At 62.8% G+C, this 22,867-nt stretch carries 21 protein-coding genes; 13 read left to right on the forward strand and 8 right to left on the reverse strand.

Features of this window, described 5'->3' with window-relative positions:
- Window positions 1-95 precede the first annotated feature (95 nt).
- Both J4E08_RS07025 and J4E08_RS07030 read left to right on the forward strand, forming a co-directional pair.
- Window positions 96-677: a uracil-DNA glycosylase family protein gene (locus J4E08_RS07025; RefSeq protein WP_349537867.1), complete on the forward strand. Its 582-nt coding sequence runs from the start codon at window positions 96-98 to the stop codon at window positions 675-677.
- Window positions 674-1,465: an SseB family protein gene (locus J4E08_RS07030; RefSeq protein ID WP_349537868.1), complete on the forward strand. Its 792-nt coding sequence runs from the start codon at window positions 674-676 to the stop codon at window positions 1,463-1,465. The genes J4E08_RS07025 and J4E08_RS07030 overlap by 4 nt, the downstream gene beginning before the upstream one ends.
- On the opposite strand, the gene J4E08_RS07035 is transcribed toward J4E08_RS07030, so the two are convergent.
- The 5 genes from J4E08_RS07035 to J4E08_RS07055 all read right to left on the reverse strand — a co-directional run bounded on the left by J4E08_RS07035 (window position 1,462) and on the right by J4E08_RS07055 (window position 7,446).
- A complete protein-coding gene (locus J4E08_RS07035) occupies window positions 1,462-2,451 on the reverse strand; it encodes a P1 family peptidase (protein WP_349537869.1) in 990 nt (329 codons plus the stop codon). The two genes, J4E08_RS07030 and J4E08_RS07035, sit on opposite strands and share 4 nt — an antisense overlap.
- A gap of 170 nt (window positions 2,452-2,621) precedes the next feature.
- Complete coding sequence (locus J4E08_RS07040; protein WP_349537981.1) at window positions 2,622-4,178, reverse strand: dipeptide ABC transporter ATP-binding protein; 1,557 nt, start codon at window positions 4,176-4,178, stop codon at window positions 2,622-2,624.
- A gap of 11 nt (window positions 4,179-4,189) precedes the next feature.
- The gene (locus tag J4E08_RS07045) at window positions 4,190-5,005 is read right to left on the reverse strand and encodes an ABC transporter permease (protein ID WP_349537870.1); all 816 of its coding nucleotides are present in this window, start codon (window positions 5,003-5,005) and stop codon (window positions 4,190-4,192) included.
- Complete coding sequence (locus J4E08_RS07050; protein WP_349537871.1) at window positions 5,002-5,955, reverse strand: ABC transporter permease; 954 nt, start codon at window positions 5,953-5,955, stop codon at window positions 5,002-5,004. The genes J4E08_RS07045 and J4E08_RS07050 overlap by 4 nt, the downstream gene beginning before the upstream one ends.
- A 21-nt stretch (window positions 5,956-5,976) precedes the next feature.
- A complete protein-coding gene (locus J4E08_RS07055; RefSeq protein ID WP_349537872.1) occupies window positions 5,977-7,446 on the reverse strand; it encodes an ABC transporter substrate-binding protein in 1,470 nt (489 codons plus the stop codon).
- A 166-nt stretch (window positions 7,447-7,612) separates the two neighbouring features.
- Here J4E08_RS07055 and J4E08_RS07060 point away from each other — a divergent pair, with 166 nt between their 5' ends.
- The 3 genes from J4E08_RS07060 to panC all read left to right on the forward strand — a co-directional run bounded on the left by J4E08_RS07060 (window position 7,613) and on the right by panC (window position 10,730).
- Window positions 7,613-8,851: a hypothetical protein gene (locus J4E08_RS07060; protein WP_349537873.1), complete on the forward strand. Its 1,239-nt coding sequence runs from the start codon at window positions 7,613-7,615 to the stop codon at window positions 8,849-8,851.
- A gap of 173 nt (window positions 8,852-9,024) precedes the next feature.
- The gene (panB, locus tag J4E08_RS07065; RefSeq protein WP_349537874.1) at window positions 9,025-9,852 is read left to right on the forward strand and encodes a 3-methyl-2-oxobutanoate hydroxymethyltransferase; all 828 of its coding nucleotides are present in this window, start codon (window positions 9,025-9,027) and stop codon (window positions 9,850-9,852) included.
- Window positions 9,849-10,730, forward strand: coding sequence for a pantoate--beta-alanine ligase (panC, locus tag J4E08_RS07070; RefSeq protein WP_349537875.1), 882 nt, complete (start codon window positions 9,849-9,851; stop codon window positions 10,728-10,730). Before panB ends, panC begins: the two co-directional genes overlap by 4 nt.
- An 83-nt stretch (window positions 10,731-10,813) precedes the next feature.
- Here panC and J4E08_RS07075 read toward each other — a convergent pair whose 3' ends face one another.
- Window positions 10,814-11,413, reverse strand: a complete 600-nt coding sequence (locus J4E08_RS07075; protein WP_349537876.1) for an MlaC/ttg2D family ABC transporter substrate-binding protein — start codon at window positions 11,411-11,413, stop codon at window positions 10,814-10,816.
- Between the two features lie 55 nt (window positions 11,414-11,468).
- Window positions 11,469-12,218 (reverse strand): MlaA family lipoprotein, encoded by a 750-nt coding sequence (locus J4E08_RS07080; protein WP_349537877.1) that lies wholly within the window; start codon window positions 12,216-12,218, stop codon window positions 11,469-11,471.
- 204 nt (window positions 12,219-12,422) lie between these two features.
- On the opposite strand from J4E08_RS07080, the gene J4E08_RS07085 reads away from it, so the two are divergent.
- From J4E08_RS07085 to J4E08_RS07110, 6 genes are all read left to right on the forward strand, one after another.
- On the forward strand, window positions 12,423-14,156 hold the full coding sequence (locus J4E08_RS07085; protein WP_183962838.1) for a type I secretion system permease/ATPase: 1,734 nt from the start codon (window positions 12,423-12,425) through the stop codon (window positions 14,154-14,156).
- Between the two features lie 305 nt (window positions 14,157-14,461).
- Entirely contained in the window at window positions 14,462-15,730 is a 1,269-nt protein-coding gene (locus tag J4E08_RS07090; RefSeq protein WP_349537982.1) for an HlyD family type I secretion periplasmic adaptor subunit, read from the forward strand.
- A gap of 124 nt (window positions 15,731-15,854) precedes the next feature.
- Window positions 15,855-16,319 (forward strand): RidA family protein, encoded by a 465-nt coding sequence (locus J4E08_RS07095; protein WP_349537878.1) that lies wholly within the window; start codon window positions 15,855-15,857, stop codon window positions 16,317-16,319.
- On the forward strand, window positions 16,319-17,074 hold the full coding sequence (locus J4E08_RS07100; RefSeq protein ID WP_349537879.1) for a glycerophosphodiester phosphodiesterase family protein: 756 nt from the start codon (window positions 16,319-16,321) through the stop codon (window positions 17,072-17,074). The genes J4E08_RS07095 and J4E08_RS07100 overlap by 1 nt, the downstream gene beginning before the upstream one ends.
- Before the next feature lie 31 nt (window positions 17,075-17,105).
- A complete protein-coding gene (locus tag J4E08_RS07105; protein ID WP_349537880.1) occupies window positions 17,106-18,305 on the forward strand; it encodes a GNAT family N-acetyltransferase in 1,200 nt (399 codons plus the stop codon).
- Window positions 18,302-18,592 (forward strand): 4a-hydroxytetrahydrobiopterin dehydratase, encoded by a 291-nt coding sequence (locus tag J4E08_RS07110; RefSeq protein WP_183962841.1) that lies wholly within the window; start codon window positions 18,302-18,304, stop codon window positions 18,590-18,592. Before J4E08_RS07105 ends, J4E08_RS07110 begins: the two co-directional genes overlap by 4 nt.
- An 81-nt stretch (window positions 18,593-18,673) precedes the next feature.
- On the opposite strand, the gene J4E08_RS07115 is transcribed toward J4E08_RS07110, so the two are convergent.
- Window positions 18,674-20,857, reverse strand: a complete 2,184-nt coding sequence (locus J4E08_RS07115) for a transglycosylase domain-containing protein (RefSeq protein WP_349537881.1) — start codon at window positions 20,855-20,857, stop codon at window positions 18,674-18,676.
- Window positions 20,858-21,112: 255 nt separating this feature from the next.
- Here J4E08_RS07115 and J4E08_RS07120 point away from each other — a divergent pair, with 255 nt between their 5' ends.
- A complete protein-coding gene (locus J4E08_RS07120) occupies window positions 21,113-21,451 on the forward strand; it encodes a P-II family nitrogen regulator (protein ID WP_183962843.1) in 339 nt (112 codons plus the stop codon).
- 27 nt (window positions 21,452-21,478) lie between these two features.
- Window positions 21,479-22,819 carry an ammonium transporter AmtB gene (locus J4E08_RS07125; protein ID WP_349537882.1) on the forward strand — a complete coding sequence of 447 codons (1,341 nt, stop codon included), beginning with the start codon at window positions 21,479-21,481 and terminating at the stop codon, window positions 22,817-22,819.
- The last annotated feature ends 48 nt before the right edge of the window (window positions 22,820-22,867 follow it).

The following is a 22,867-nucleotide window of genomic DNA, read 5'->3' on the forward strand; positions in this document are numbered from 1 at the left end:
GACGAAACGAATGAGTCGCGCAAGTCTTATTTCGCCATCTCTCGAAATAAGGTGCAGACCTTGCATCGCTCCGATCGTCACCCATCTTGCGTGCAATGGACGCTTTGCTTGCTGAAATCCGTGGTTGTCGTCTTTGTGCTGAACGGTTCGCGCAGACCGAAACGGCGCACGCACCGCGCCCCGTCGTGCGGGCGCAGCCCTCCGCAACGCTGCTGATCGCGGGACAGGCGCCGGGCGCGCGGGTCCACGCCTCGGGCAAGCCCTTCACCGATCCCTCCGGCGATCGTCTGCGCGATTGGCTGGGGCTGGATGCGGAAACGTTCTACGACGAGAGCCGCGTTGCCATTCTTCCCATGGGGTTCTGTTTCCCGGGCTATCGCAAAGGGGCCGATCTTCCGCCGCCCGCCATTTGCGCGCGAACATGGCGCACCTCGCTCATGGCGGAACTGCCGAACATTCGCCTGACCCTGCCCATCGGCGGCATCGCGCAGAAATGGCACCTTGGCGTGAAAACCGGCGTGACAGAGACCGTCGCCCACTGGCGCGACCACTTACCTGGCGCGATCCCCTTGCCCCATCCGTCCTGGCGCAATACGGCATGGCTCAAACGCAATCCGTGGTTTGGCGAGGATCTCCTCCCCCTCCTGCGGTCCCATGTTCAGGAGGCCCTGAGATGACCGAGACAACCCATCTGGATCAAGCACTTGCCGCGATGGAGGCCGCGCCGGACGACGATGCAATCCGCCTGCGCTTTTACGACCGGCTTGCCTCGTCCGAGCTGTACCTGATGCTGGAGAAGGAGCCGGAGGGCGACAATATATCGCCCGAGGTCTTCGATATCGCGGATGCACGTTTCCTTTTGGCCTTTGACCGAGAGCACCGGCTGTCAGATTTCGCCACCCGTGCCGTGCCTTACGTCGCGCTGTCGGGTCGGGCGCTGGCCGGGATGCTGGCAGGGCAGGGCATCGGGATCGCCCTGAACGCAGGCACCGCCTCGGAAACCCTTCTGCCGCCAGAGGCGATGCACTGGCTGGCTGACACATTGGGTCAGGCACCGCAAACGGATGAGGCCCGGATCGAGCGTCTGCACGCGCCCAAGGGATTGCCCGAGGTGCTGTTGACCACGCTGGACGCCAAGCTCGCCACCGCCGCCGGTCTGGCCGAAACCGCGTGGCTCTCGGGCGCCACCTATGAAGGTGGGGCCAAGGGGCACATCCTCGGCATCATTGGTGCGCCAGAGGGGGCGGAGCCGGCTTTGGCGGGTGCCGTACAGGAGGCGTTGGTTTTCTCAGGGCTGGAGGCCGGGGCGATCGACGTCACCTTCCTGTCGCAGCACGATCCGTTGGCAGCGGAGCTCGCGCGCACGGGACTGCGCTTTGATCTTCCCAAGCCGCCGGAACGCAAGGTGGAAACCGTGCGACCCGCGCCCGGTTCAAATCCGGACAAGCCGCCGATCCTGCGCTAGGAAAGCGTCTCGCGCAGCGTTGGCAAGGTGTCTCCGGGCTCTGGCTTGGCCTCCCATATCGCGCGTGCAATGGCGCGGGACAGACACAGGCTTGCGGCATGGCCCAGCATCGCCAAAGCCACGGGGTCGACCTCCTGCGCGCCGGTCGAGGCGGCAAACACCAGATCCCCGTCCATCGGCGTATGCGCTGGCAGGATGGCCCGGGCGATCCCATCATGGGCCGCAACCGCCAACCGATGACATTGTGCCTTGTCCAGCTGCGCGTCTGTGGCCACGATGGCAATGGTGGTGTTCCCTTGCGCGGCCATCGCCTGCACCTTGCGGCTGGGCAGAATGCGCCAGGACGGCTCCGGATCGACACCCAAACCGCCGAATTCCCCCGCGATTTCCAACGGCGCCGCGTGAAAATACCCTCCCGAAGGGGTCGTGACGCTGCCCATCGGGTTCACGGCGACCAGCGCTCCCACGGTCACCCCGTCCAACACGAAAGACGCGGAGCCCAGCCCGCCTTTGTGCTGTGCGGTTTGCGCCCCCGCGCCAGCCCCCGCCGTTCCAATGGCAAAATCGGTCTCCGCTGCCGCCAATGCCGCGCGGCCCAACGCGGGGTAGGGGTTGTCACTCCACGCTTTGTTGCCCCCGTTCAGCAGGTCGAACAGGATCGCCGCAGGCACGATAGGGATACGCGCGGACAGGACCTCGAACCCGCGTCCCCGCGAGTGCAATTCATCCATCACACCCTGTGCCGCCGCCAAGCCAAAGGCACTGCCCCCGGACAGGACCAAGGCATCCACGCCGGGCGCGCTCTTGTCCGGTGCGAGCAAGTCCGTCTCTCGTGTGCCGGGCGCGCCGCCGTGAACCGCGACAGACGCCACCATGGGCGCATCCGCTGTAACCACGGTGACGCCGGATCGCAGCATGGAATCGTGTGCATTGCCGACCCGCAAGCCGGGAACATCGGTGATCAGATTACGTGGGCCGGGAAGCATGAAGTACCTTTCGAACGCGTGGCGCATATCTGCAACTTAAACGGATCGGCGCACCAAGGAACATCCGCAGATCATCAAAAATCGCACCATGAGGACGTCTGCGGGCCGATGTTGGATCCGTGGCGCGATACAGCTCTCCAGGCCGAGGCCGCAATCTGCACGTGCTGCTTTCAAACGCCTCTTGGCGCAGCTGCCAGAAGTCGCCGGGTGACCGGATGGGCCGGGCGGTCGAACAGCGCCTGGGTTGCGGCATCCTCGACGATCTGCCCTTTGTCCATCACCAGAACCCGGTCGGTGACCGAACGGACCACCGACAGATCATGGCTGATAAACAGCCAGGCAAGGCCCCGTTTGGCCGACAAATCGGCGAGCAGGTCCAGCACCTTTGCGCGCACCCGCACATCCAGCGCAGACACAGCTTCGTCCAGCACGATCAACTCCGGTGAGATGACGAGCGCCCGTGCAATCGCCAACCGCTGCCGTTGCCCGCCCGAGAACGCGTGAATGTGCTTTTCCGCGTCGTCGGGGGATAGTCCCACGTCGGTCAAGGCCCGGGCAATGGAGGCATCGACGTCGCGACGCGACGGGCGGTGGTCAAGAAGGTGCAGCGGTTCCGCCAAAAGACGGCGCACGCGATGGCGTGGGTTGAAACTGCCGTAAGGGTCCTGGAATACGACCTGTATCCGCTGCCGCGCCGCTCGCGTGTTGATCGGCGCGCCGTCCAAGGTGATTTCGCCCTCTGCCAGCGGTTGAAGCCCTAACAACGCGCGAGAGAGGGTGGACTTGCCACAGCCGCTTTCCCCCACCAGCCCGAGCCGCTCGCCTTTTCTGATATCAAAGCTCACCTTCTGCACCGCAGGGACCGGCGCTGGGCCGCGCAGAAGGCGACGCGCTCCGGGGTAGGTGATGGTGACATCGCGTGCGGCCATCAGCCTGCCGCCAACGGCACGCGGCGGCAGTTTGGTGCGATGCGCCGACGCCGCCAACAGGCTTTGCGTATAGGCGTGTTGCGGCGCCGCCAAAAGTGTCGCGGTCGTAGCGGTTTCCACCACGTGGCCCTTGTTCATGACGACAATGCGATCCGCCATATCCGCCACCACGGCCAGATCATGCGTGATCATCATCAGCGCGCTGCCGTGTTGACGTGTGAGGTCCTTTAGCAGCGTCAGAATCTGCGATTGCGTGGTGACATCCAGCGCTGTGGTCGGTTCATCCGCGATGATCAGCTTGGGACGCAAGGCCACGGCCATGGCGATCACAACCCTTTGCCGTTGGCCACCCGACAATTCATGCGGATAGCGCGACGGCGGCAGATCCAGTCCCACTCGGTCGAGCAGCGCGGCCAGGTCTGGCGGTGGCGCGCGATGGATGGCGCAGACCTCCGCGATCTGTTGGCCGATGGTCTGAAGCGGGTTGAGCGCGGTCATCGGCTCTTGGAAGATCATCGACATATGTTGCCCGCGCAATGCCGCGCGCTGCGGTTCCGCCAACGGCAACAGCTCCTGTCCGGCAAAACGCAACGTCCCGCTGATCTGCGCGCGCGAGGGCAGCAGACCCATGGTGGCCAAAGCGGTGAGTGACTTGCCCGATCCGGACTCGCCTGTCAGCGCCACGACTTCGCCGGGCGCAATATCCAGCGATACGTCGTGCAGAAGTCCTCGTCCTCTGATCGCTACGGACAGGTCGCGCAATGATAGCAGCGGGGCCGCGGCCTCGGCGTGTGGCATCCGATGCACACTCACGCGCGGATCACTTTCAGACGTGGGTCCAGCGCATCGCGCAGACCGTCACCCAGCAGGTTCAGCCCCAAAACGGTAAGAACGATGGTCAATCCCGGGATCAAGGCCACATGCGGCGCCAGCGTCACCAGGGTCTGCGCGTCGGCCAGCATTCGGCCCCAGCTTGGTGTGGGGGGCTGCGCGCCAAGGCCAACATAGCTCAGACCGGCCTCGGCGAGGATGCCGAGCGAAAACTGGATGGTGCACTGCACGATCAAAAGGTTGGTGAGGTTGGGCAGGATATGTTCTACGCTGATCCGTCCCGCACCCTTGCCAAATGTGCGCGCGGCGAGGATGAACTCTCGTTGCCACACCGGCAGCGCGGCCCCCCGTGTCAGGCGTGCAAATACCGGAATGTTGAAGATGCCGATGGCAAGGATCGCGTTCAGTGCAGACGCGCCAAAGCTTGCTGTAATAAGTATCGCGATGACGAGGCTGGGGAAGGCGAACACAAGGTCCGACAGACGGGAAATCGCCTCATCCACCAGACCTCCACGCCGTGCGGCGGCGGTCAGCCCCAGCGGCACACCCACGCCTGCGCCTATGCCTACGGCCACCAGCGCAACGGCAATCGAGGTGCGTGCGCCCAGCATCAGCATAGAAAGGATGTCCCGGCCAAAGTGATCGGTGCCCAGCCAATGCGCGCCGGATGGCCCTTGAAGCCGGTCGGGAATACTCATCTGTGTGATGTCGTAAGGTGTCCAGACCAGCGACAGCGCCGCGCCTGCCAGCACCGTCAGGGTCAGCGCGGCCCCAAGGATCAGCGCGCGGCTCATGCGCGGCGACCTTGGCGGCGCAGACGAGGGTCGGCCACCGCATAGGCCATATCCGTCAGGAAATTCACCACGATCACCGCAAAGACCAACAGCATGGTCACTGATTCCACGGTGATGAGGTCACGCTGAGAAATCGACTGAAAAATCAGCCGGCCCAATCCCGGAAGGTAGAACACTTGTTCGATGATGATCGCTCCTGCCAGCAAAAAGGAGAATTGCAGCCCCATCAGGGTCAACACGGGGATCAGTGCATTGCGCAACCCGTGACGGCGCAGCGCTTGGCCCGGGGTCAGCCCCTTGGCCCGCGCGGTGCGGATGTAATCCTCGTGCAGCGCGTCGATCAGCGAGGACCGCAACACCCGTGCCAGAATTGCGGCCTGCGGCAGGGCGAGCGCAATGGTGGGCAAGGTCAGTGCCCGCAAAGCTTGAAGCGGCTGATCCCAGCCGGGAAAGCCGCCGGAGGGAAAAATCCGCCAGGTGATCGCAAAACCCAGCACCAGCAGCATCGCAAACCAGAAGTTTGGCACCGCCACACCCAGTTGCGCCGCCCCCATCACCGCCACATCGCCGGGCTTGCCCCGGCGGGAGGCGGCAAACAAACCGGCGGGCAGGGCGACCGCCACCGCCAGAACCAGCGCCATTACCGCCAAAGGCAGGGAGACGGTCAGGCGATCCGCCACCATATCCGCCACCGGGGTGCGGTAGGTATAAGATGTGCCGAAATCACCGCTCAGCATCCCCGTGATCCAGTGCCAGTACCGGGCCGGGGCGGACAGATCCAATGACAGCTCGGTGCGCAGCGCGGCAAGGGTTTCCGGCTGCGCATTGATGCCCAACATGTAGGCGGCAGGATCGCCCGGCGCGATTTCCACAACAAGAAAGATCACCGCACTGGCGGCAATCAGGCTGACGCCAAGCGACAGCAGGCGGCGGGCAAGGTAGAACCACATGCGACAGGCCCCGGAGCGCTGTTATTGCGTCCAGCGCACAGCCGTCAGGTCCGTGGCCTGCGTGGGCTGGTTTTGCCACAGGCCCTCCAGGCGCGCGTCAGCCACCGTGGGAAAGGCGAGCTGGAAAAGATATGCGTTGACGTGATCCTCGGCAATCATGCGCTGGGCGTCCTGCAGCAAGGTGGTGCGCTCCACAGGATCCGAAGTGGCGCCAAGCGCGTCGAACACGGCCACCAACTCCGGCGCGCCATATTGGAAATAGTAGTCGGGCCGCGCGTAAATGCTGATGTCCATTGGCTCCGTATGGCTGACGATGGTCAGGCCGAAGTCCTTGCCGCGAAACACTTCTTCGAGCCATTGCGCCCATTCGAGGTTGGTGATCTGCGTCTCGATCCCCACGGCACGCAACTGCGATGCGATGATCTCCCCGCCCCGGCGTGCATAGGACGGCGGCGGCAGCTTCAGCGTGGTCTCGAACCCGTCGGGATAGCCCGCCTCTGCCAGCAGCGCCTTCGCCTGTTCGGGGTCAAAGGCCGACAGATTGGTCAGGTCGAGGTAATCGGGATTGTGCGGCGCGAAATGCGTGCCGATGGGGGTGCCATAGCCATACATTGCGCCGTCGATCACCGCCTGCCGGTCGATGGCATGCGCCACGGCCGCACGCACCTTGGGATTGTCGAAGGGCGCCTCACCATTGTTCATGGCAAGGATCGTCTCGCCTTCGGTGGAGCCCACAAGAACCTGGAACCGCGGATCGGCCTCGAAGATAGGCAGGTTTTCAGGCGCTGGGAAGCCGGCGAAGGCGTCCACATCCTGCGCCATCACCGCAGCAAAGGCCGCCGTCGGGTCGGAGATGAATTTGAACGTCGCCTCCGTCAGGGCGGGGGCCTTCCCCCAGTAATCGTCAAAGGCGGTCAGCGTGATGCTGTCGCCCTGCCGCCAGTCAGCAAAGCGGAACGGGCCGGTGCCCACGGGCGCGCTCTTTATGGTCTCGACGCTCTCAGGCGCGACGATCACCGCATCGCCCCATGCAAGGTTGAACAGCAGGTTGCCCTCCGGCTTTGACAGGGTCAGCCGCACGGTGCGGGCGTCAACGACCTCCACCGTTTCAATCGCCTCGAAAAGCGGCTTTTGCGCGTTCACACTGTCGTCTGCCCGCGCCCTGTCGAGCGAGAACTTCACATCTTCGGCGTCAAAGCTGGTGCCATCGTGAAAGGTCGCCTCCGCCAGGGTGAAGGTGTAGGTCAGCCCGTCGTCAGAGATCTCCCAGCTTTGTGCCAGCGCGGGCTGCACGGCGCCGGTCTGGTCGAAGCGGGTCAACCCTTCGAAAACGTTGGCATATAAAATACTGTCGATGGCCCCCGCGGCGGCGGACGTCGGATCCAGATGCGGGGGTTCCAGTTGCAAGGCGATGGTCAGGTCGGTCTGCTGCGCCGCGGCCGCGCTGGCGGACAATGCAAATGCGGCGACAATGAGGCGGCTGAAGGTCATGACGAGGCGTCTCCCGTAACGTGGTTACGTCAGTGTTGAGGCTTTCGCGCCGCCGCTGCAACCGTGTTGCGATATTCGACTGTCGCGAAAACTCCCGTTGCGCGCCACGGTTGTGCCGTGATTGCGCACGATATCCTGGTTAATTGACGGTGAAGGGGGACCGGGAATGCTGGCAGCGATGTTGAATCTCGTGACAACGACAAAAGGACAGTGCCATCGCGCACCGCGCGTCTCCGACGGGATCACGCTTGCCTTCCCGGAGGTGCATTTTGCCGTCCCGCCCGTGATGACGGTCGTCCAAATACCCCTGCCGTGTAGCGCGCTGGGCGCGTTGCCCCATGACCCCAACCCGGTGTTGGAGGCGCTGGCCGATGCCTTTGCCACGCTGACGCAACAGGGGCTGTATCACCATGATGAGCTTCACCCGGCCATGCTGCGCGCCGCGATGGTGGACCTCTATCGCCGCGAGGTTCTGGCCGGGGGCCACGCGCGCTTTGTACGCACGATCATCGCACTTGGCCTGGGGAATGTGGCGGTGCGCCACGTTGTCCAGGGGCTGCGCGCGCTCAAGGCGGAGCCCTACGAAATCCTCGCCCGCTCTATGGCAAAATGGTGCAAGGCGCATGGTCATGTGGAGATCCCCGATGATGTGCCGGCGCTTGACCGTCTGGATATCCCCTTCGCACGTCTGAACCGTATCGCGCCGCTGGGTGTGCGCATCGCGCGCTGGATGGCGGAGCATCCAGATCACGTCGTTATTCCGGACCGCCACTGGAAGCAGGCGCTGGGCCTCTATTGCGACGATAACCTGGACCGTGCGCGTCGTCTCGAACAACGTGATTTCCACAAGATCGCGGCCCGGTTCGAAGATCGCCACACCATCGCCATCGCCGAGGCGCTGCGCCTGCTGAACCGGGGTGATGTGATCCGCCAGATGGATCGGCCCGTGCACAGCTGGACCGGCGCGACACAAGCCACGACCCAGACCATTCAACTGGATAGCGGTGCGACGCTGATGGCTGTCACCGATGATGCCGGTCTGTCGCTCTTTGCCATGCCAGACGCCGAGGCAGCGGACATCATCGCCGACGATTTGCTGATCCATCTCTCTGCTGCAGAGATCGCTGCTCGGTGCACACACCTTGGGCAGATGCATCTCGCCACCGCGCTGCATGTCCTGGCCAGCCGCCATGCGGATGTCAGAAACCCGCGGTTCGGGCAGCTGTCCTTGCCGGACCCGTCGGATGACACCACTGTGCATGTGACACTGACCGACGGGGAGCAGCGCTTTGAGTTACGCCTCACCCCGTCTGGCGCGACCCTGAAATCGGCACAAGACGGCGTGCATATGTATTTGCCACATGGGCAATTGACGCCCTACTCAGCGCGCCTTGCCCACCGCTGATACGTGTCTGACGCCGCGTTTTAGTCTCGGAGCTTCCTGTGTGTGTCACCAAATGATATGTAGCGCTGCGCTGCGGCATGTGATACGTCCGCGCAACTTTATGACGCATGGCGCGTTTCTCACGACATATCGTGAGCCGTGCGCTGCCGTCGTTTTGGAGGGAGGAGCCAAGCATGAGCACCACTGGACAGTCTCGGGCCAAGACGCCTGAGGACATTCGAAACGCCAAAGGCGGCGCGCCGTTGGTGAGCCTGACGGCCTACACGACGCCGATGGCGCAGATGATGGACGATCATGTGGATTTCGTCCTTGTGGGCGACTCCGTTGGGATGGTTCTGCATGGGCTCGAATCCACTCTTGGTGTCACGATGGAGATGATGATCCTTCACGGCCAGGCTGTGGCGCGCGGCCTGAAGACGGCCATGATGGTCGTGGACATGCCCTTCGGATCTTACGAGGAATCGAAAGAACAGGCTTTCCGCAACGCGGCCCGCATTCTGCGCGAGACCGGCGCACCGGCGGTAAAGCTTGAAGGTGGGGTGGACATGGCGGAAACGATTCGCTTTCTCACCGCGCGCGGTATTCCCGTGATGGCGCACATCGGCCTGACACCACAATCGATTCACACGCTTGGTGGCTATAAGGTGCAGGGCCGCGGTGCAGCGGCCGGCAAGTTGATGGCCGACGCCCGCGCCGTCGCGGAGGCCGGAGCTTTTGCCGTGGTTCTGGAAAAGGTGCCACAGGGCCTTGCCGATGCGGTCACCGCGCAGCTGAAGATCCCGACAATCGGGATTGGCGCATCCGCAGGCTGTGACGGCCAGATCCTTGTGGTCGATGACATGCTGGGGCTGTTCACGGCCTTCAAGCCGAAATTTGTCAAGCGTTACGGCACATTGGGCAAAGACGGAGAGGCCGCCATCGCGGCCTATGCAGCTGACGTCCGTGCGCGCCAATTCCCAGGGCCGGAGCATGTCTTCTCTGATGTGGAACGCTCCGCATGACCCGGCAGGATCAGATCGTCTTCGATCACGCCGCCCGAAACCCGCAGATCATCCGCAGTCTTGGCGACCTGCGCACAAAGGTTGCTGAATGGCGCAAGGACGGCGCGCGCATCGGCGTCGTGCCCACCATGGGCGCGCTGCACGACGGACACTTGTCGCTGGTGAAGGCCGCCAAGGACGACTGCGACCGGGTGATCGTGACGCTCTTCGTGAATCCGGCGCAGTTCAACAATCCCTCCGACCTGGACAGCTATCCGCGCACCGAAGACAGCGATTGTGACAAGCTCGCGCCGTTTGCGGTGGACGTGCTGTATGCGCCGGATGTGGAGCAGATGTATCCGACGGGCTTTTCCACCACCGTATCGGTGAGCGGTCTGACCGACGTGTTGTGCGGCGCGCACCGTCCGGGGCACTTCGATGGCGTGGCCACCATCGTGACCAAGTTGTTCATGCAAAGCGGCGCGGACAGGGCCTATTTCGGTGAGAAGGACTTTCAGCAATTGCAGGTGGTGCGCCGCATGACTCGCGATCTGGATCTGCCCATTGAGGTCATCGGCTGTGCCACCGTACGCGAGCGCGACGGGCTGGCCATGTCCTCGCGCAATGAGCGCCTCTCTGACACGGCGCGGCAGCAAGCTGCGGGCTTGATCCGGGAAATGCGCCGGATGGCCGAGGGTCTGCGCGCGGGGGGAGGGGTCGCCGGCCTGCGGGCCGTGGCCGAGGCACAGTTGCTGCAAGATGGTTTTTCAGAGGTCGACTATCTCGATCTGCGAAGGGCAGAAGATTTGGAATGCCAGGAACGCCTGTCAGGCGAGGGTCGCTTGTTCGCCGCCGCATGGATTGATGGCGTGCGCCTGATCGATAATATCGCAGTATAAGTGTCGGGATGGGGTCGGACGCTGTCTGGCTACGCCAGAGGCGCCCCGCCCACCATCCCGCAGGACACCCCGCGCGTTTCGCGTCACCCCGCCTTGCGCAGATCTGCGATCATGGCGTCTATGTTGCCGCGCCGGCGATCCAACATCGCGCCCACTTCTGTCCTTTCGGTCAGAAGCATATTGATGCCTTCGATAAACATGTTGAACATCAGGGGTTTGCCCGCACGGTCGGAGACGTGGAATGTCACCTCAAAAGGGGTTTGCCCCTTCAGGTATGCGATCGTTTGTACCTCGTAATAGTTCTTCACCGCACGGACGCCCTGTACTTCCAGCCGTCCACCGATGAATTCGCGAAAGCGAGAGCCGTATTTGCGCGAAATGTAGCCGGTAAAGGCATCGGTAAACGCCTTCTTTTGTGCGGCCGATGCGCTGCGCCCATCCGCCCCCATCGCATAGGCCGCAATGTAGGAGGTGTCGGCATATCGGCGGAAGATACGTTCGAAATCACCATACATGGCCCCCGGCGATTTGCCGGACGCGATAACGGAATTGACCTGTCCGACCAGCCCCTCCACAAGGCCGCGCGCCTGCGAATCGTTCAGCGCCCAGGCGGGCAACGGGGCTGCAATGGTCAACGCGCCTGCAATGGTCAAAAAATGGCGGCGGGTAAAGAATTGGTCCATGTAAAAGCACTCCTTCGGGTCAATCAGCGGTCTTGTCCGCAAGAAACGTCGAGGCTCAAAATCCAGACGTATCCAGCGCCATCGGGTCAATCTCCTCGGCCTCTGGCGCGGTTTCGCCCAATTCGAACCTGCGGTTCTGCAAATAAATCAGCCGCATCTGCGCATAACTGTCGGCGCTATCATACAGTACGGACTCAACGGTGTCCGAATATTCGCTGCGTGAGATCAGCTTGTCGGCGATATTCGCAGCAGGGCCCAGGTATCTTTCTGGCGCGGGCACGATATAGCTGATCGGGTTCGTGAACAGGTCCACCACGCGCCCGGTCGCGTCCCGTTCGGTTGACGGACCCAGGAGCGGCAGCTCCACATAGGCCCCTTCGGGCAAGCCCCAGACCGCCAATGTCTCGCCAAAATCGCTTGCGTCTTCCACCAGGCCCCATTCAGAGGCAGGGTCCATCACGGTCAGTCCAACGGTTGTGTTCAAGGCAAACCGTAACGTGTTTTTCGTCGCACGCCACAGGCGCAATTGAAGCAATTGATTTACAATTGTTTGCGGCGTTCCTGCCGTGTCGGCAAAGCCAGCCACGGCCAGCTTTGTACCCTGAGGCAACCCATCTGACAGGCCGGTGCCGTTGTCCTTGAGCAAGCTTTCATCGACCCGCCGGTTGAAATCGTGAATGCGACGATTGGTGCCCTCTTGCGGATCCCATATGCCATCGGGGGCCTCTCCCGGTCCGGGAGTGGAGCATCCGGCCAATGCGATGGCCACCATCAGGCTGGCCAAAACCCCACGTCGTGCGGTCATATCTTTCGCCCCCAGCAAAAACCTTTGGAAACCTATCATATTTCCTTACAAGACTCTTTAATTTGATTTTGTATTGTGCCCAAGAAACCGGGCTCAATTCCAGTCTCATGTGGCACAATGGCGACAAGGGGCACGGGATTGTCTTAAGATTTTTGCAGCACGTAGTCGGCAGTTAACGTATTTTGTGGGGGCCAGAGGGGCATTATGAGTAGCCAGACAAAAGACACCGGGCGAGAGGAGTTGCGCGCCGCACGCCGGCAGTCGCGGCAATACTACTGGTTTGTGGGGATCTTCAGCGCCTTGGTGAACCTGCTGATGCTGACGGGCCCGATGTATATGTTGCAGGTGTACGACCGGGTGTTGGGGTCGCGGTCGGTGGCGACGCTTATTGCGCTGACGGTTCTGGTGATCTTTCTCTATTCGATGATGGGCCTGCTGGATTATGTGCGAGGGCGCGTCATGGGCCGTGTCGCTGCGCGCTTTCAGGCGGCGCTGGATTTGCGGGTCTTTGATGCGGTGCTGCGGCGCGCGGCGGTGCAGCCTGATGAGTTGTCTCAAACCGGCCTGCGGGATCTGGAATCCGTGCAGCGTCTGATGTCCTCGCCCGTGCTTTTGGCGGCATTCGACATTCCCTGGACGCCGGTCTTCTTGTTCGGTTTGTTCATCTTCCACCCTTGGATGGGGTCTCTTGCGGTGGTGGGCGGTGGCTTTCTGATCTGCGTGACGATTGCCAACCAGATCATCTCTCGCGACCCGACACTCAAAAGCAACATGGCGGTGATGCAGGCCGAACGCACCTCCGACCAGATCCGCAGTGAGGCAGAGATGGTGCAGGCATTGGGAATGCGCAGCGATGCCTTCACCCGTTGGATCGGGGCGCGTGGACAGGCCCTGTCGGGGCAGATCACCTCTGCCGACATCACGGGTACATTCACGACGTTCACCAAAGCCTTCCGCATGTTGCTGCAATCGTTGATGCTGGGGCTTGGCGCTTACCTGGTGTTGCAGGGCGAACTCAGCTCCGGTGCGATGATCGCCGGGTCAATCCTGATGGGCCGTGCCCTGGCGCCGATCGAACTGGCCATTGGCCAATGGCCGCTGGTGACACGGGCGCGCAAGGGGTGGGACAATCTTGCCCAGCTCCTGACCGAAGTCCCCGCAGAGAAAGAGCGCACAGCCCTGCCCAAACCCGCCGCGCGGCTTGACGTGCAGCAGGCCACGGTGGTCGCCCCGGGTGAACAGCAGGCGGCGCTGAGGATGATTTCCTTCAACGTCAATCCGGGCGAGGCCATCGGTGTGATCGGTCCGTCCGGCTCCGGCAAATCCACGCTGGCGCGGGCGCTCACCGGGATCTGGCGACCCGCGGGTGGTAAGATCCGGCTCGATGGCGCATCGCTTGATCAATACGGGCCAGATGTCCTCGGCCACCACATCGGCTATCTGCCGCAGCGCGTGACGTTGTTCGACGGTACGATCGCTGAAAACATCGCCCGCCTGTCGCCGCAGCCGGATGCCGGCGCCGTGGTCGAAGCAGCCAAGAAGGCCGATGCCCACGACATGATCCTCAAGCTGCCGCAGGGCTACGACACGCGCGTAACCTCCATCGGGGGGCGCCTGTCCGGCGGGCAGATGCAACGCATCGGTCTGGCGCGGGCGATGTACGGTGACCCGGTGATCCTTGTGCTGGATGAACCGAACTCGAACCTCGACAACGAGGGGTCGGAGGCGGTGAACACTGCCATCAAGGGGTTCAAGGCGGCGGGCAAATCCGTGCTGATCATGGCGCACCGACCCGCAGCCATCAAGGAATGTGACAAGTTGCTGATGCTGGAGGCCGGTCAACGGGTGGCCTTTGGACCCAAGGACGAGGTGCTGCAACAGATGGTCAAGAACCATCAGCAGATCCAAAAGGCGGCAACGCCGGGAGGGGTGAGATGAGCGACGCCGACAACCCAAAGGGCAACCGCCCGACGCAGCCCGCACCAGAGGGCAAGGCCATCCTGGGAAAGATCCCGACTGACCGCGTGGTGCAAAGCCAACCTGCACCGGCCCAGTCTCGACCAAAGCCACGGCAAGCCGCCCCGCAACCTCAGGCCGCACAGCAGCCGCAGCCGATGACCCAGGACAAGGCACCCTCCGCGCCGCAAGCGGGCGGGCCCTCCGGCCCGAACACCGCCGCGCCAAAGGCCCCCCCAGGCAGCCCCCCGCCTACGGGTCACGCCAGCTTTTCGACGCGCACACCCATGGTGGTCGGCCTGATTGCCGTGGCGATTCTGTTCGGTGGCTTCGGGACCTGGGCCGCGACGACGAACATCTCCGGCGCTATCGTCGCGTCCGGTCAGATCGAGGTCGATCAGAACCGGCAGGTGGTCCAGCATCCCGACGGCGGGGTCGTCTCGGAAATCCTTGTCAGCGAAGGTGACACAGTGGCCGAGGGTGACACGCTCATCAAACTTGACCCCACCCTGTTGCGCTCCGAACTGACCATCGTGGAGGGGCAACTGTACGAACTCATGGCGCGTCGCGCGCGGCTTGTCGCAGAACGCGATCTGGCAGAGGAAATTGTCTTTGCCGAGGCTGTGCTGACCGCCGCTCAAAACGATCCAGAGGTCGCCGAACTTGTCGAAGGGCAGCGCAACCTGTTCTTCGCCCGCGCGGAATCGCTCACCGGGGAGGTGGAACAGCTTAACAAGCGGACCGATCAGATCACCGATCAGGTCGGCGGCATCGAGGCCCAACAAGACGCGCTGAACGCACAACTCGACCTGATCGAGCAGGAGCTGGCCAGCAAGCAGACCCTTCGGCGCAGCGGCCTTGTGCGCGAACCCGAAGTGTTGGCGCTGCAACGCGAATTGGCGCGCCTGTCGGGCACCGTGGGCGAGCTGGTGGCGCAGAAGGCCCAAGCCGAAGGCCGCATCACGGAGACAGAGATCCAGATTATCTCTCTCACCACCCGCCGCCGCGAAGAGGCCATCACCACCCTGCGCGACCTTCAATTTCGCGAGCGCGAGCTGGCAGAACAAAGCCGCGCCCTGCGTGAGCGGCTCAGCCGGATGGAGATAAAGGCAGCCGTCTCCGGCGTGGTCTACGGGTTGACGGTCTTTGCCCCGCGCTCGGTCATCCGGCCAGCTGATCCGGTGCTCTACCTGGTGCCGCAGGACCGTCCGCTGGTTATCGCCGCGCAGGTGGAACCGATCCACATCGATCAGCTGTTTGTCGATCAGGACGTAAGCCTCCGGTTCTCCTCGCTTGACCAGAAACAAACGCCCGAGTTGTTCGGCGAGGTGGTGCAGGTCTCTGCCGACGCATTTGAGGACGAACGCTCCAGCGTGCGCTATTATCGCGCGGAAATCCTTCTGAACGACGGCGAGATCGAGCGCCTGCCAGAAGGGGCGAAGCTGATCCCCGGCATGCCGGTCGAAGCGTTCATTCGAACCGAGGATCGCACACCGCTGGCCTATCTGGTGAAGCCCTTCATGGACTACTTCGCCCGCGCCTTCCGCGAGAGCTGAGCCCGCTTCGGTCGGGATGCCTCCCGACCGATCCGCCGCGCCCATCGCCACCTGCGCTTATCCCGTTGCAATCCGCTGCACGGGCGATACGGTCGCGGAAAATTCGCGACCAAAGGATCCCACCATGAGCAACCCGATCGAAGATCGCCTTTCCGCACTTGGACTGTCCCTGCCGGACGCCCCTGCGCCCGCCGCCAACTACGTGCCGTTCGTGCGCACGGGCGACACGCTATATGTCTCCGGCCAGATCAGCATGGCCAACGGCGCACTTGTCACCGGCAAGGTCGGCGCAGACCTGTCGGTCGACGAGGGGGCCGCCGCCGCACGCGCCTGCGCGCTCAGCCTGTTGGCTCAGGTCAAGGCCGCCTGTGACGGTGACCTGTCCCGCCTCAAGCGCGTTGTGAAACTGGTGGGTTTCGTCAACTCCCCCGCCGAGTTCACCGACCAGCCGAAGGTCATCAACGGCGCCTCCGACCTGATGGTCGAGGTCTTGGGCGATGCGGGCCGTCACGCGCGCTCTGCCGTGTCCGCTGCGTCGCTGCCCTTGGGTGTCGCTGTCGAAATCGAAGGCATCTTCGAGGTCGCCTGATGGCAATACTGCCCGACGCATTCTTGGCCACGCCCATCGCGCACCGTGCCCTGCATGATCGCGCGAAGGGGCGGCCGGAGAATTCCCGCGCCGCAATCCGGGCGGCCATTGCGGCGGGCTACGGTATCGAGATCGACCTGCAACTCTCCGCAGACGGGCAGGCCATGGTCTTTCACGACTATGACCTGTCCCGGCTGACCGGCGATACAGGCCCCCTGCGCCAACGCGATGCTGCGGCGCTCGGGGCCATCCATCTCTCCGGCACCGACGAGGGCATCCCTACGCTGGCCGACATCCTGACCCTCGTGGCAGGCCAGGTGCCGCTGCTGATCGAGCTCAAGGACCAGGACGGCGCCATGGGCCCCGACACCGGCGCGTTGGAGCGTGCCACGTCTAAGGCCCTGACCGCCTACGACGGGCCCGCAGCGCTGATGTCCTTCAACCCGCACACGGTCCGCTTGCTCAGGGACCTTTGCCCGGATCGCCCCGTGGGGCTGACCACCTGTGCGGGCACCGCGAAGGATTTCCCGACCCTCTCTGCCGAGGAGCGCGCGGAGTTGTCCCGGATCGCCCTGGCGGACGAGATCCGCCTCGCCTTCATCAGTCACGATCACACGGATTTGACGAACCCAAGGGTGAAGGCACTGCACGAAGCCGGTCTGCCCATCCTGTGCTGGACGATCCGGACACCGGAGGAAGAGGCGCAAGCGCGCCAAATCGCGGACAATGTCACCTTCGAAGGCTACGCCGCTTGAACCCCGCGTGCCGTGGGCCAAATTCAACAACATGACCACCGAAACCGCTGCCCGTGACGTCGCCGTCAATGTTCTACCCTCCCTGTCGCAAATAGATGCGGCGGTGTGGGATGCCTGTGCCTGTCCGGAGGCCGCAGATGGCGGTCGCCCAAACGACCCATTCACCACGTACCGGTTCCTGAAGGCGCTGGAGGACAGCGGCTCCGTCGGTCCCGGCACCGGGTGGGAGCCGCATTACCTCGCGGTCGAGGTTGAGGGAGAGACGGTCGCCGTCGCGCCCATGTACGCCAAGGGCCATAGCCAGGGCGAATACATCTTTGACCACAACTGGGCGCATGCACTGGAAAGCGCGGGCGGGCGCTATTATCCGAAAATGCAGATCGCCGTGCCCTTCACCCCCGCCACGGGGCGACGCTTTCTGACCAAACCGGGATACGAGGCGCTGGGGCAGTCCGCCCTGACCCAAGGCGCGGTGCAATTCGCCAGCAATCACGAGCTCAGCTCCCTGCACATTACATTTTGTACGGAAGAGGAGGCCGAAACCGGCGAAGAGCTTGGCCTCCTGCGTCGCGTCACCCAGCAGTTCCACTGGTACAATGATGGCTACGCCGACTTCGACGCGTTCCTTGCCGACCTGTCGTCGCGCAAGCGCAAGAACATCCGCAAGGAACGTCGCACCGCGCAGGACTTTGGCGGCACGATTCGCACGCTCACCGGTCACGACATTCAGCCCCGACATTGGGACGCCTTCTGGCAGTTTTACCAGGACACGGGCAGTCGCAAATGGGGCACGCCCTACCTGACCCGCGCGTTTTTCGAAGCAGCGCAGGAGACACTGCGCGACGATATCGCGCTGGTCATGTGTGAACGCGACGGCACCGCTGTGGCAGGCGCGCTGAATTTCATCGGGCGCGACGTGCTCTATGGCCGCTATTGGGGCTGTGTCGAAGACCACCCCTGCCTGCATTTCGAGGCGTGTTATTATCAGGCCATCGACTTCGCCATTGCCCACGGCCTGTCCCGGGTCGAAGCCGGCGCCCAGGGGGAACATAAACTGGCGCGCGGATATTTGCCCGCGCAGGTCCATTCGCTGCATTGGCTGGCGAACGAGGGTTTCCGTGACGCCGTTGCCCGCTACCTTGAAGAAGAGAGACGCGCCATCGACGAGGACATTGAAATCATGACCTCTTTCGGCCCGTTTCGCAAAGACCAAAGGGAAGAACAGCAATGAATGAACGTCTGTCCGACACTGGCCGCAAAACCGTCTTGGCCCCCCTGTTCGACACCGGCTGGGAGATGGTCGAAGGGCGCGATGCCATTCGCAAGACCTACAAGTTCGAAAACTTCGTGGAGGCGTTCGGCTGGATGACGCGCGCCGCCTTCTACGCGGAAAAGTGGAACCACCATCCTGAGTGGTCCAACACGTACAACACGGTAGAGGTCACGCTCACCACGCATGACGTGGATGGCCTGTCCTCGCTGGACGCCAAACTGGCGCGGAAGATGGACGGGCTGTAAGGCCCACCTCAATAGCCTCATGACAAAAAGGGCGGGGATTTTCCCCGCCCTTTTTAGTGTCTCGATCATGCTGCCCGGCGGTCAGTTGCCGCCAAAGATGCTGCGCAGCACATCCTCCAGAGAGTTGCTTTCCACCTGCCGCGTGCGGCCCGGTGAGCGCGGCGCGGGCTGCACCTGCGGCTGTTGGACGACCTGCGGGGCGGGCTCCGGCTCGGGGGCAGGGGGCACCGGGGCCTCCATCGGCAGCGGCTGCGGGGTCATCCCGTCGTGAACGCGGGCCATGACTTCGCCAAAGATCTCCGCAGGCAAGCCGCCGCCGGTCACGCCGGTCAGTGGGGTGTTGTCGTCGTAGCCCATCCATACACCGGCCACGTATTCCGAGGTAAAGCCGACAAACCATGCATCCCGCGCCTCCTGGCTGGTGCCGGTCTTGCCCGCCACTTGCCAGCCGTCGACCTTGGCACGCCCGCCGGTGCCCTCGCTCACGACCTTTTCCATCATCCAGGCCAACTGCCGCGCCGCGCTTTCCTGAATGACGCGCTCCCCGATGCCACCGCCCGTCCCCATGAGCGGCTCTTGCTCACCCTTCAGACGCAGCTCCTTCAGCCCGTAGGGCGTCACCGACGACCCGCCGTTCAGAATGCCGGCATAGGCGCCCGTCATTTCCAGCAGCGTTGCCCCGGAGGTGCCCAAAGCCATGGAGGGCACATCCTGCAGATCCCGGTAGATGCCGAAATCGCGGGCCACCCGCATCACCAGGTCGCGGCCTACCGACTCGGACACCTTGATCGCGGGAATGTTCAGCGACCGTTTCAGCGCGTCGATCAGCGTCACGCGGCCCGAGTATTTGCGGGTGTAGTTCTCGGGACACCATTGTCCCGACCCGGGAATGTTCAGGCAGTAAGGCTCGTCCAGCACTGTGTCGTAGGGCGAATAGCCCAGTTCCAACGCCGTGGCATAGATGAACGGCTTGAAGGCAGAGCCGGTCTGCCGCACCGCCTGGAAGGCGCGATTGAACAGCCCCGTGGCGTCCACGTCGCGCCCGCCGACCATGGCTCGGACCGCCCCGTCGGCGGACATGACGATCACGGCCACCTGCGCCTTTGAGCTGTCAGAGACCTTCTCGCGAAAGATCTTATCCACCGCGTCCTCGGTTGCCTGCTGCAAACGCGGGTCCATGGTGGTGGAAATGAGCACATCCTCCGTCGTGTCCTTGGTAAAGAACTCCGGCCCGGACTGCATGACCCAGTCGGCAAAGTACCCGCCGCCCAGACTGTCTGCCTGCGAGGACAGCCTCGCCGGGTTGCGTTGCGCTTCTGCTTCTTGCTCGGCGGTGAGGTAGCCTTGCTCCTCCATCAGGCGCAGCACCGTCGCGGCGCGCGCCTGCGACCGTTCCAGGTTCGAGGTGGGGGACAACGTGGAGGGTGCCGTCAGGAGGCCTGCAATCATGGCGCCCTCGGAAGGGTTCAGCGCGGCGGCGTGTTTGCCAAAGTAGCGCTGCGCTGCGGCCTCGGCCCCATAGGCGCCGCCCCCCATGTACGCGCGGTTGAGGTAAATGGAGAGAATGTCATTCTTGGAATATTTCACCTCCATCGCCATGGCAAAGATCGCCTCGTTGATCTTTCGCTCCAGCGAGCCCTGACGGCAATCGGCGACGAATTCGGCCTCGTTTTTCCATTCCTTCGGGTCAAACGTGCGGCCAAGGCACAGCAATTTCGCGGTCTGCTGGGTGATGGTCGACCCACCGTGTCCGGACAGTGGCCCGCGCCCTTCGGACAGGTTGATGCGCACCGCAGAGGCAATGCCCCGCGGGCTGAGACCAAAGTGGCTGTAAAACCGCTTGTCCTCTGTGGCGACAACAGCGTTCTTCAGATGCGGACTGACCGACGTCGCCGTGACAGCACCGCCGAACTGGTCGCCGCGCAGGGCAAAGACGCGCCCGTCGCGGTCCATCAGCGTCACCGACCCGCGCGCCCGCCCGTCCAGCAGCGTGTTCAGCTCCGGCAGGGTCGATGACGTGTAAAGCACCCATGACCCGATCAACAGGGCCACGATAACCGCCACGCTGACAGTGATTTTCAACACCGTTCGCATGATCCAGCCAAAGAAGCCAAGGATCCACGCCACAGGGCCCCGCCGGCGCGGTGCGCGGCGCGGTGTGGGGGCCTTCTTTTTCTTTGCTGGCTTCTTGGGTGTCTGGCCGGGGCTTTTGCCGGAATATCGGCGATCCGCCACCAGCTTGCCTGACTTGCGCGATGAACTCATGGAAAAGGTGACCTGCTCTGACGTTTCTTGGCGCGACTCTACTTGGTTGGTCAGGGAATGTTGACCACCTCTGCTGCCTGCTCGCGTTTTTGTTTCGCCCAAAATTGCATCAACAATTCAATTTCGCTCAAAAATTAGACGATAGGTCGCGCGAAAAGGGCGGGAATTTGTTCAAAGCCTTCATTTTCAGCGGCACTCGCCGTTTTGCTTCAGGGGCCATTGCGAGGGAACTCGCCAAGACCGAAGGGGAACAAGGTGAAACTGATCATTGCAACGATCAAGCCGTTCAAGCTCGAAGAGGTGCGTGAAGCGCTCACGGGCATCGGCGTGCGCGGCATGATGGTTACGGAAATTAAGGGCTTCGGCTCTCAATCCGGCCATACCGAAATCTACCGCGGTGCAGAGTATGCCGTGAATTTCGTGCCGAAGATCAAACTGGAAATCGTCGTCAGCTCCGCCATGGCCGAGCAGGTGGTCGAAACCATCAAGACGACAGCGCAGACCGGCAAGATCGGTGACGGTAAAGTCTTCGTTCTCGACGTGCAGCAAGCCGTGCGCGTGCGGACCGGCGAAACCGACGCAGACGCGTTGTAACCTAGCGACACCAAGGGGACTTATTGAATGAAACTCTTCTCTTCCGTTGCCGCAGCCACAGTATTGGTGGCGCTGCCAAGCCTGGGGCTTGCCCAGGAGGAAGCCTCCGCCGTGGCTGGCGTTGACGCTTCTACAGATACGATCTTTATCCTGAACTCTCTGCTGTTCCTGATTGGCGGCTTCCTTGTGTTCTGGATGGCGGCAGGCTTTGCCATGCTGGAGGCCGGCCTTGTGCGGTCCAAGAACGTCACCATGCAGCTGACCAAGAACGTCGCGCTGTTCTCGCTGGCGGCGATCTTTTACTACCTGATCGGCTACAACCTGATGTACCCGTTGGGCACATGGTCCGTCGACGGCATCCTGTCCGGCGTCTGGGGACCGGGCGTGCTCGAAGCGGTTGGCGTTGCCCGTGATGGTGCCGACGATTACGGCTACGCATCCACGGGGTCTGACTTCTTCTTCCAGCTGATGTTCTGTGCCACCACCGCGTCCATCGTGTCCGGTACTGTAGCCGAGCGTATCAAGCTGTGGCCCTTCCTGATCTTCGTGGTTGTTCTGACCGCCTTTATCTACCCGCTTCAGGCGTCCTGGAAATGGGGCGGCGGCTTCCTTGACGAGATGGGCTTCCTTGACTTCGCTGGCTCGACCGTTGTGCACTCCGTTGGAGGCTGGGCGGCTTTGACCGGTGCCCTGATCCTCGGCCCGCGTATCGGCAAGTACAAAGATGGCCGCACCATCCCGATGCCCGGCTCCAACCTGTCGCTGGCGACGCTCGGTACGTTCATCCTGTGGCTCGGCTGGTTTGGCTTCAACGGTGGTTCGCAGCTGGCCATGGGCACCGTGGGTGACGTGTCCGACGTGTCCCGCATCTTTGCCAACACCAACACGGCAGCGGCCGGTGGCGCGATTGCAGCGCTGATCCTGACCCAGATCCTGTACAAAAAGCCTGATCTCACCATGATCCTGAACGGCGCGCTGGCCGGTCTGGTCTCCATCACGGCAGAGCCGCTGACCCCCTCTTTGGGCGCAGCAACTCTGATCGGTATGGTTGGTGGTGCGATCGTGGTCTTCGCGGTTCCGCTGCTCGACAAGCTCAAGATCGACGACGTGGTTGGTGCCATCCCGGTTCACCTGCTTTGCGGCATCTTCGGCACCATCGCGGTTGTATTCACCAATGGTGACGCGAACCTCGGCGTGCAGCTCTATTCGATCCTCATCGTCGCGATCTTCACGATTGTCGCATCGGGTATCGTCTGGTTCCTGCTGAAAATGCTCATGGGGATCCGTGTTTCCGAAGAAGACGAGATCACCGGTCTCGACATGGCGGAAATGGGCATGGAAGCGTACCCGGAATTCTCCAAAGGCTAAGGTCCTGTAGCTCGGGTCAGGCGGCAACGCCTGATCCTTCCGACACTC

The organism is Sagittula sp. NFXS13 (assembly GCF_040148795.1).
Taxonomy (GTDB): domain Bacteria; phylum Pseudomonadota; class Alphaproteobacteria; order Rhodobacterales; family Rhodobacteraceae; genus Sagittula; species Sagittula marina.

What these genes read in the sequence shown, in the direction of transcription:
- J4E08_RS07125 (WP_349537882.1), top strand. Translation starts at nt 21,479, where the DNA reads ATGAAACTCTTCTCTTCCGTTGCCGCAGCCACAGTATTGGTGGCGCTG.
- J4E08_RS07095 (WP_349537878.1), top strand. Translation starts at nt 15,855, where the DNA reads ATGAGCAACCCGATCGAAGATCGCCTTTCCGCACTTGGACTGTCCCTG.
- J4E08_RS07110 (WP_183962841.1), top strand. Translation starts at nt 18,302, where the DNA reads ATGAATGAACGTCTGTCCGACACTGGCCGCAAAACCGTCTTGGCCCCC.
- J4E08_RS07115 (WP_349537881.1), bottom strand. Translation starts at nt 20,857, where the DNA reads ATGAGTTCATCGCGCAAGTCAGGCAAGCTGGTGGCGGATCGCCGATAT.
- J4E08_RS07105 (WP_349537880.1), top strand. Translation starts at nt 17,106, where the DNA reads ATGACCACCGAAACCGCTGCCCGTGACGTCGCCGTCAATGTTCTACCC.
- J4E08_RS07085 (WP_183962838.1), top strand. Translation starts at nt 12,423, where the DNA reads ATGAGTAGCCAGACAAAAGACACCGGGCGAGAGGAGTTGCGCGCCGCA.
- J4E08_RS07040 (WP_349537981.1), bottom strand. Translation starts at nt 4,178, where the DNA reads ATGCCACACGCCGAGGCCGCGGCCCCGCTGCTATCATTGCGCGACCTG.
- J4E08_RS07025 (WP_349537867.1), top strand. Translation starts at nt 96, where the DNA reads ATGGACGCTTTGCTTGCTGAAATCCGTGGTTGTCGTCTTTGTGCTGAA.
- panB (WP_349537874.1), top strand. Translation starts at nt 9,025, where the DNA reads ATGAGCACCACTGGACAGTCTCGGGCCAAGACGCCTGAGGACATTCGA.
- J4E08_RS07050 (WP_349537871.1), bottom strand. Translation starts at nt 5,955, where the DNA reads ATGTGGTTCTACCTTGCCCGCCGCCTGCTGTCGCTTGGCGTCAGCCTG.
- J4E08_RS07035 (WP_349537869.1), bottom strand. Translation starts at nt 2,451, where the DNA reads ATGCTTCCCGGCCCACGTAATCTGATCACCGATGTTCCCGGCTTGCGG.
- J4E08_RS07075 (WP_349537876.1), bottom strand. Translation starts at nt 11,413, where the DNA reads ATGGACCAATTCTTTACCCGCCGCCATTTTTTGACCATTGCAGGCGCG.
- J4E08_RS07080 (WP_349537877.1), bottom strand. Translation starts at nt 12,218, where the DNA reads ATGACCGCACGACGTGGGGTTTTGGCCAGCCTGATGGTGGCCATCGCA.
- J4E08_RS07100 (WP_349537879.1), top strand. Translation starts at nt 16,319, where the DNA reads ATGGCAATACTGCCCGACGCATTCTTGGCCACGCCCATCGCGCACCGT.
- J4E08_RS07090 (WP_349537982.1), top strand. Translation starts at nt 14,462, where the DNA reads ATGGTGGTCGGCCTGATTGCCGTGGCGATTCTGTTCGGTGGCTTCGGG.
- J4E08_RS07055 (WP_349537872.1), bottom strand. Translation starts at nt 7,446, where the DNA reads ATGACCTTCAGCCGCCTCATTGTCGCCGCATTTGCATTGTCCGCCAGC.
- J4E08_RS07030 (WP_349537868.1), top strand. Translation starts at nt 674, where the DNA reads ATGACCGAGACAACCCATCTGGATCAAGCACTTGCCGCGATGGAGGCC.
- panC (WP_349537875.1), top strand. Translation starts at nt 9,849, where the DNA reads ATGACCCGGCAGGATCAGATCGTCTTCGATCACGCCGCCCGAAACCCG.
- J4E08_RS07060 (WP_349537873.1), top strand. Translation starts at nt 7,613, where the DNA reads ATGCTGGCAGCGATGTTGAATCTCGTGACAACGACAAAAGGACAGTGC.
- J4E08_RS07045 (WP_349537870.1), bottom strand. Translation starts at nt 5,005, where the DNA reads ATGAGCCGCGCGCTGATCCTTGGGGCCGCGCTGACCCTGACGGTGCTG.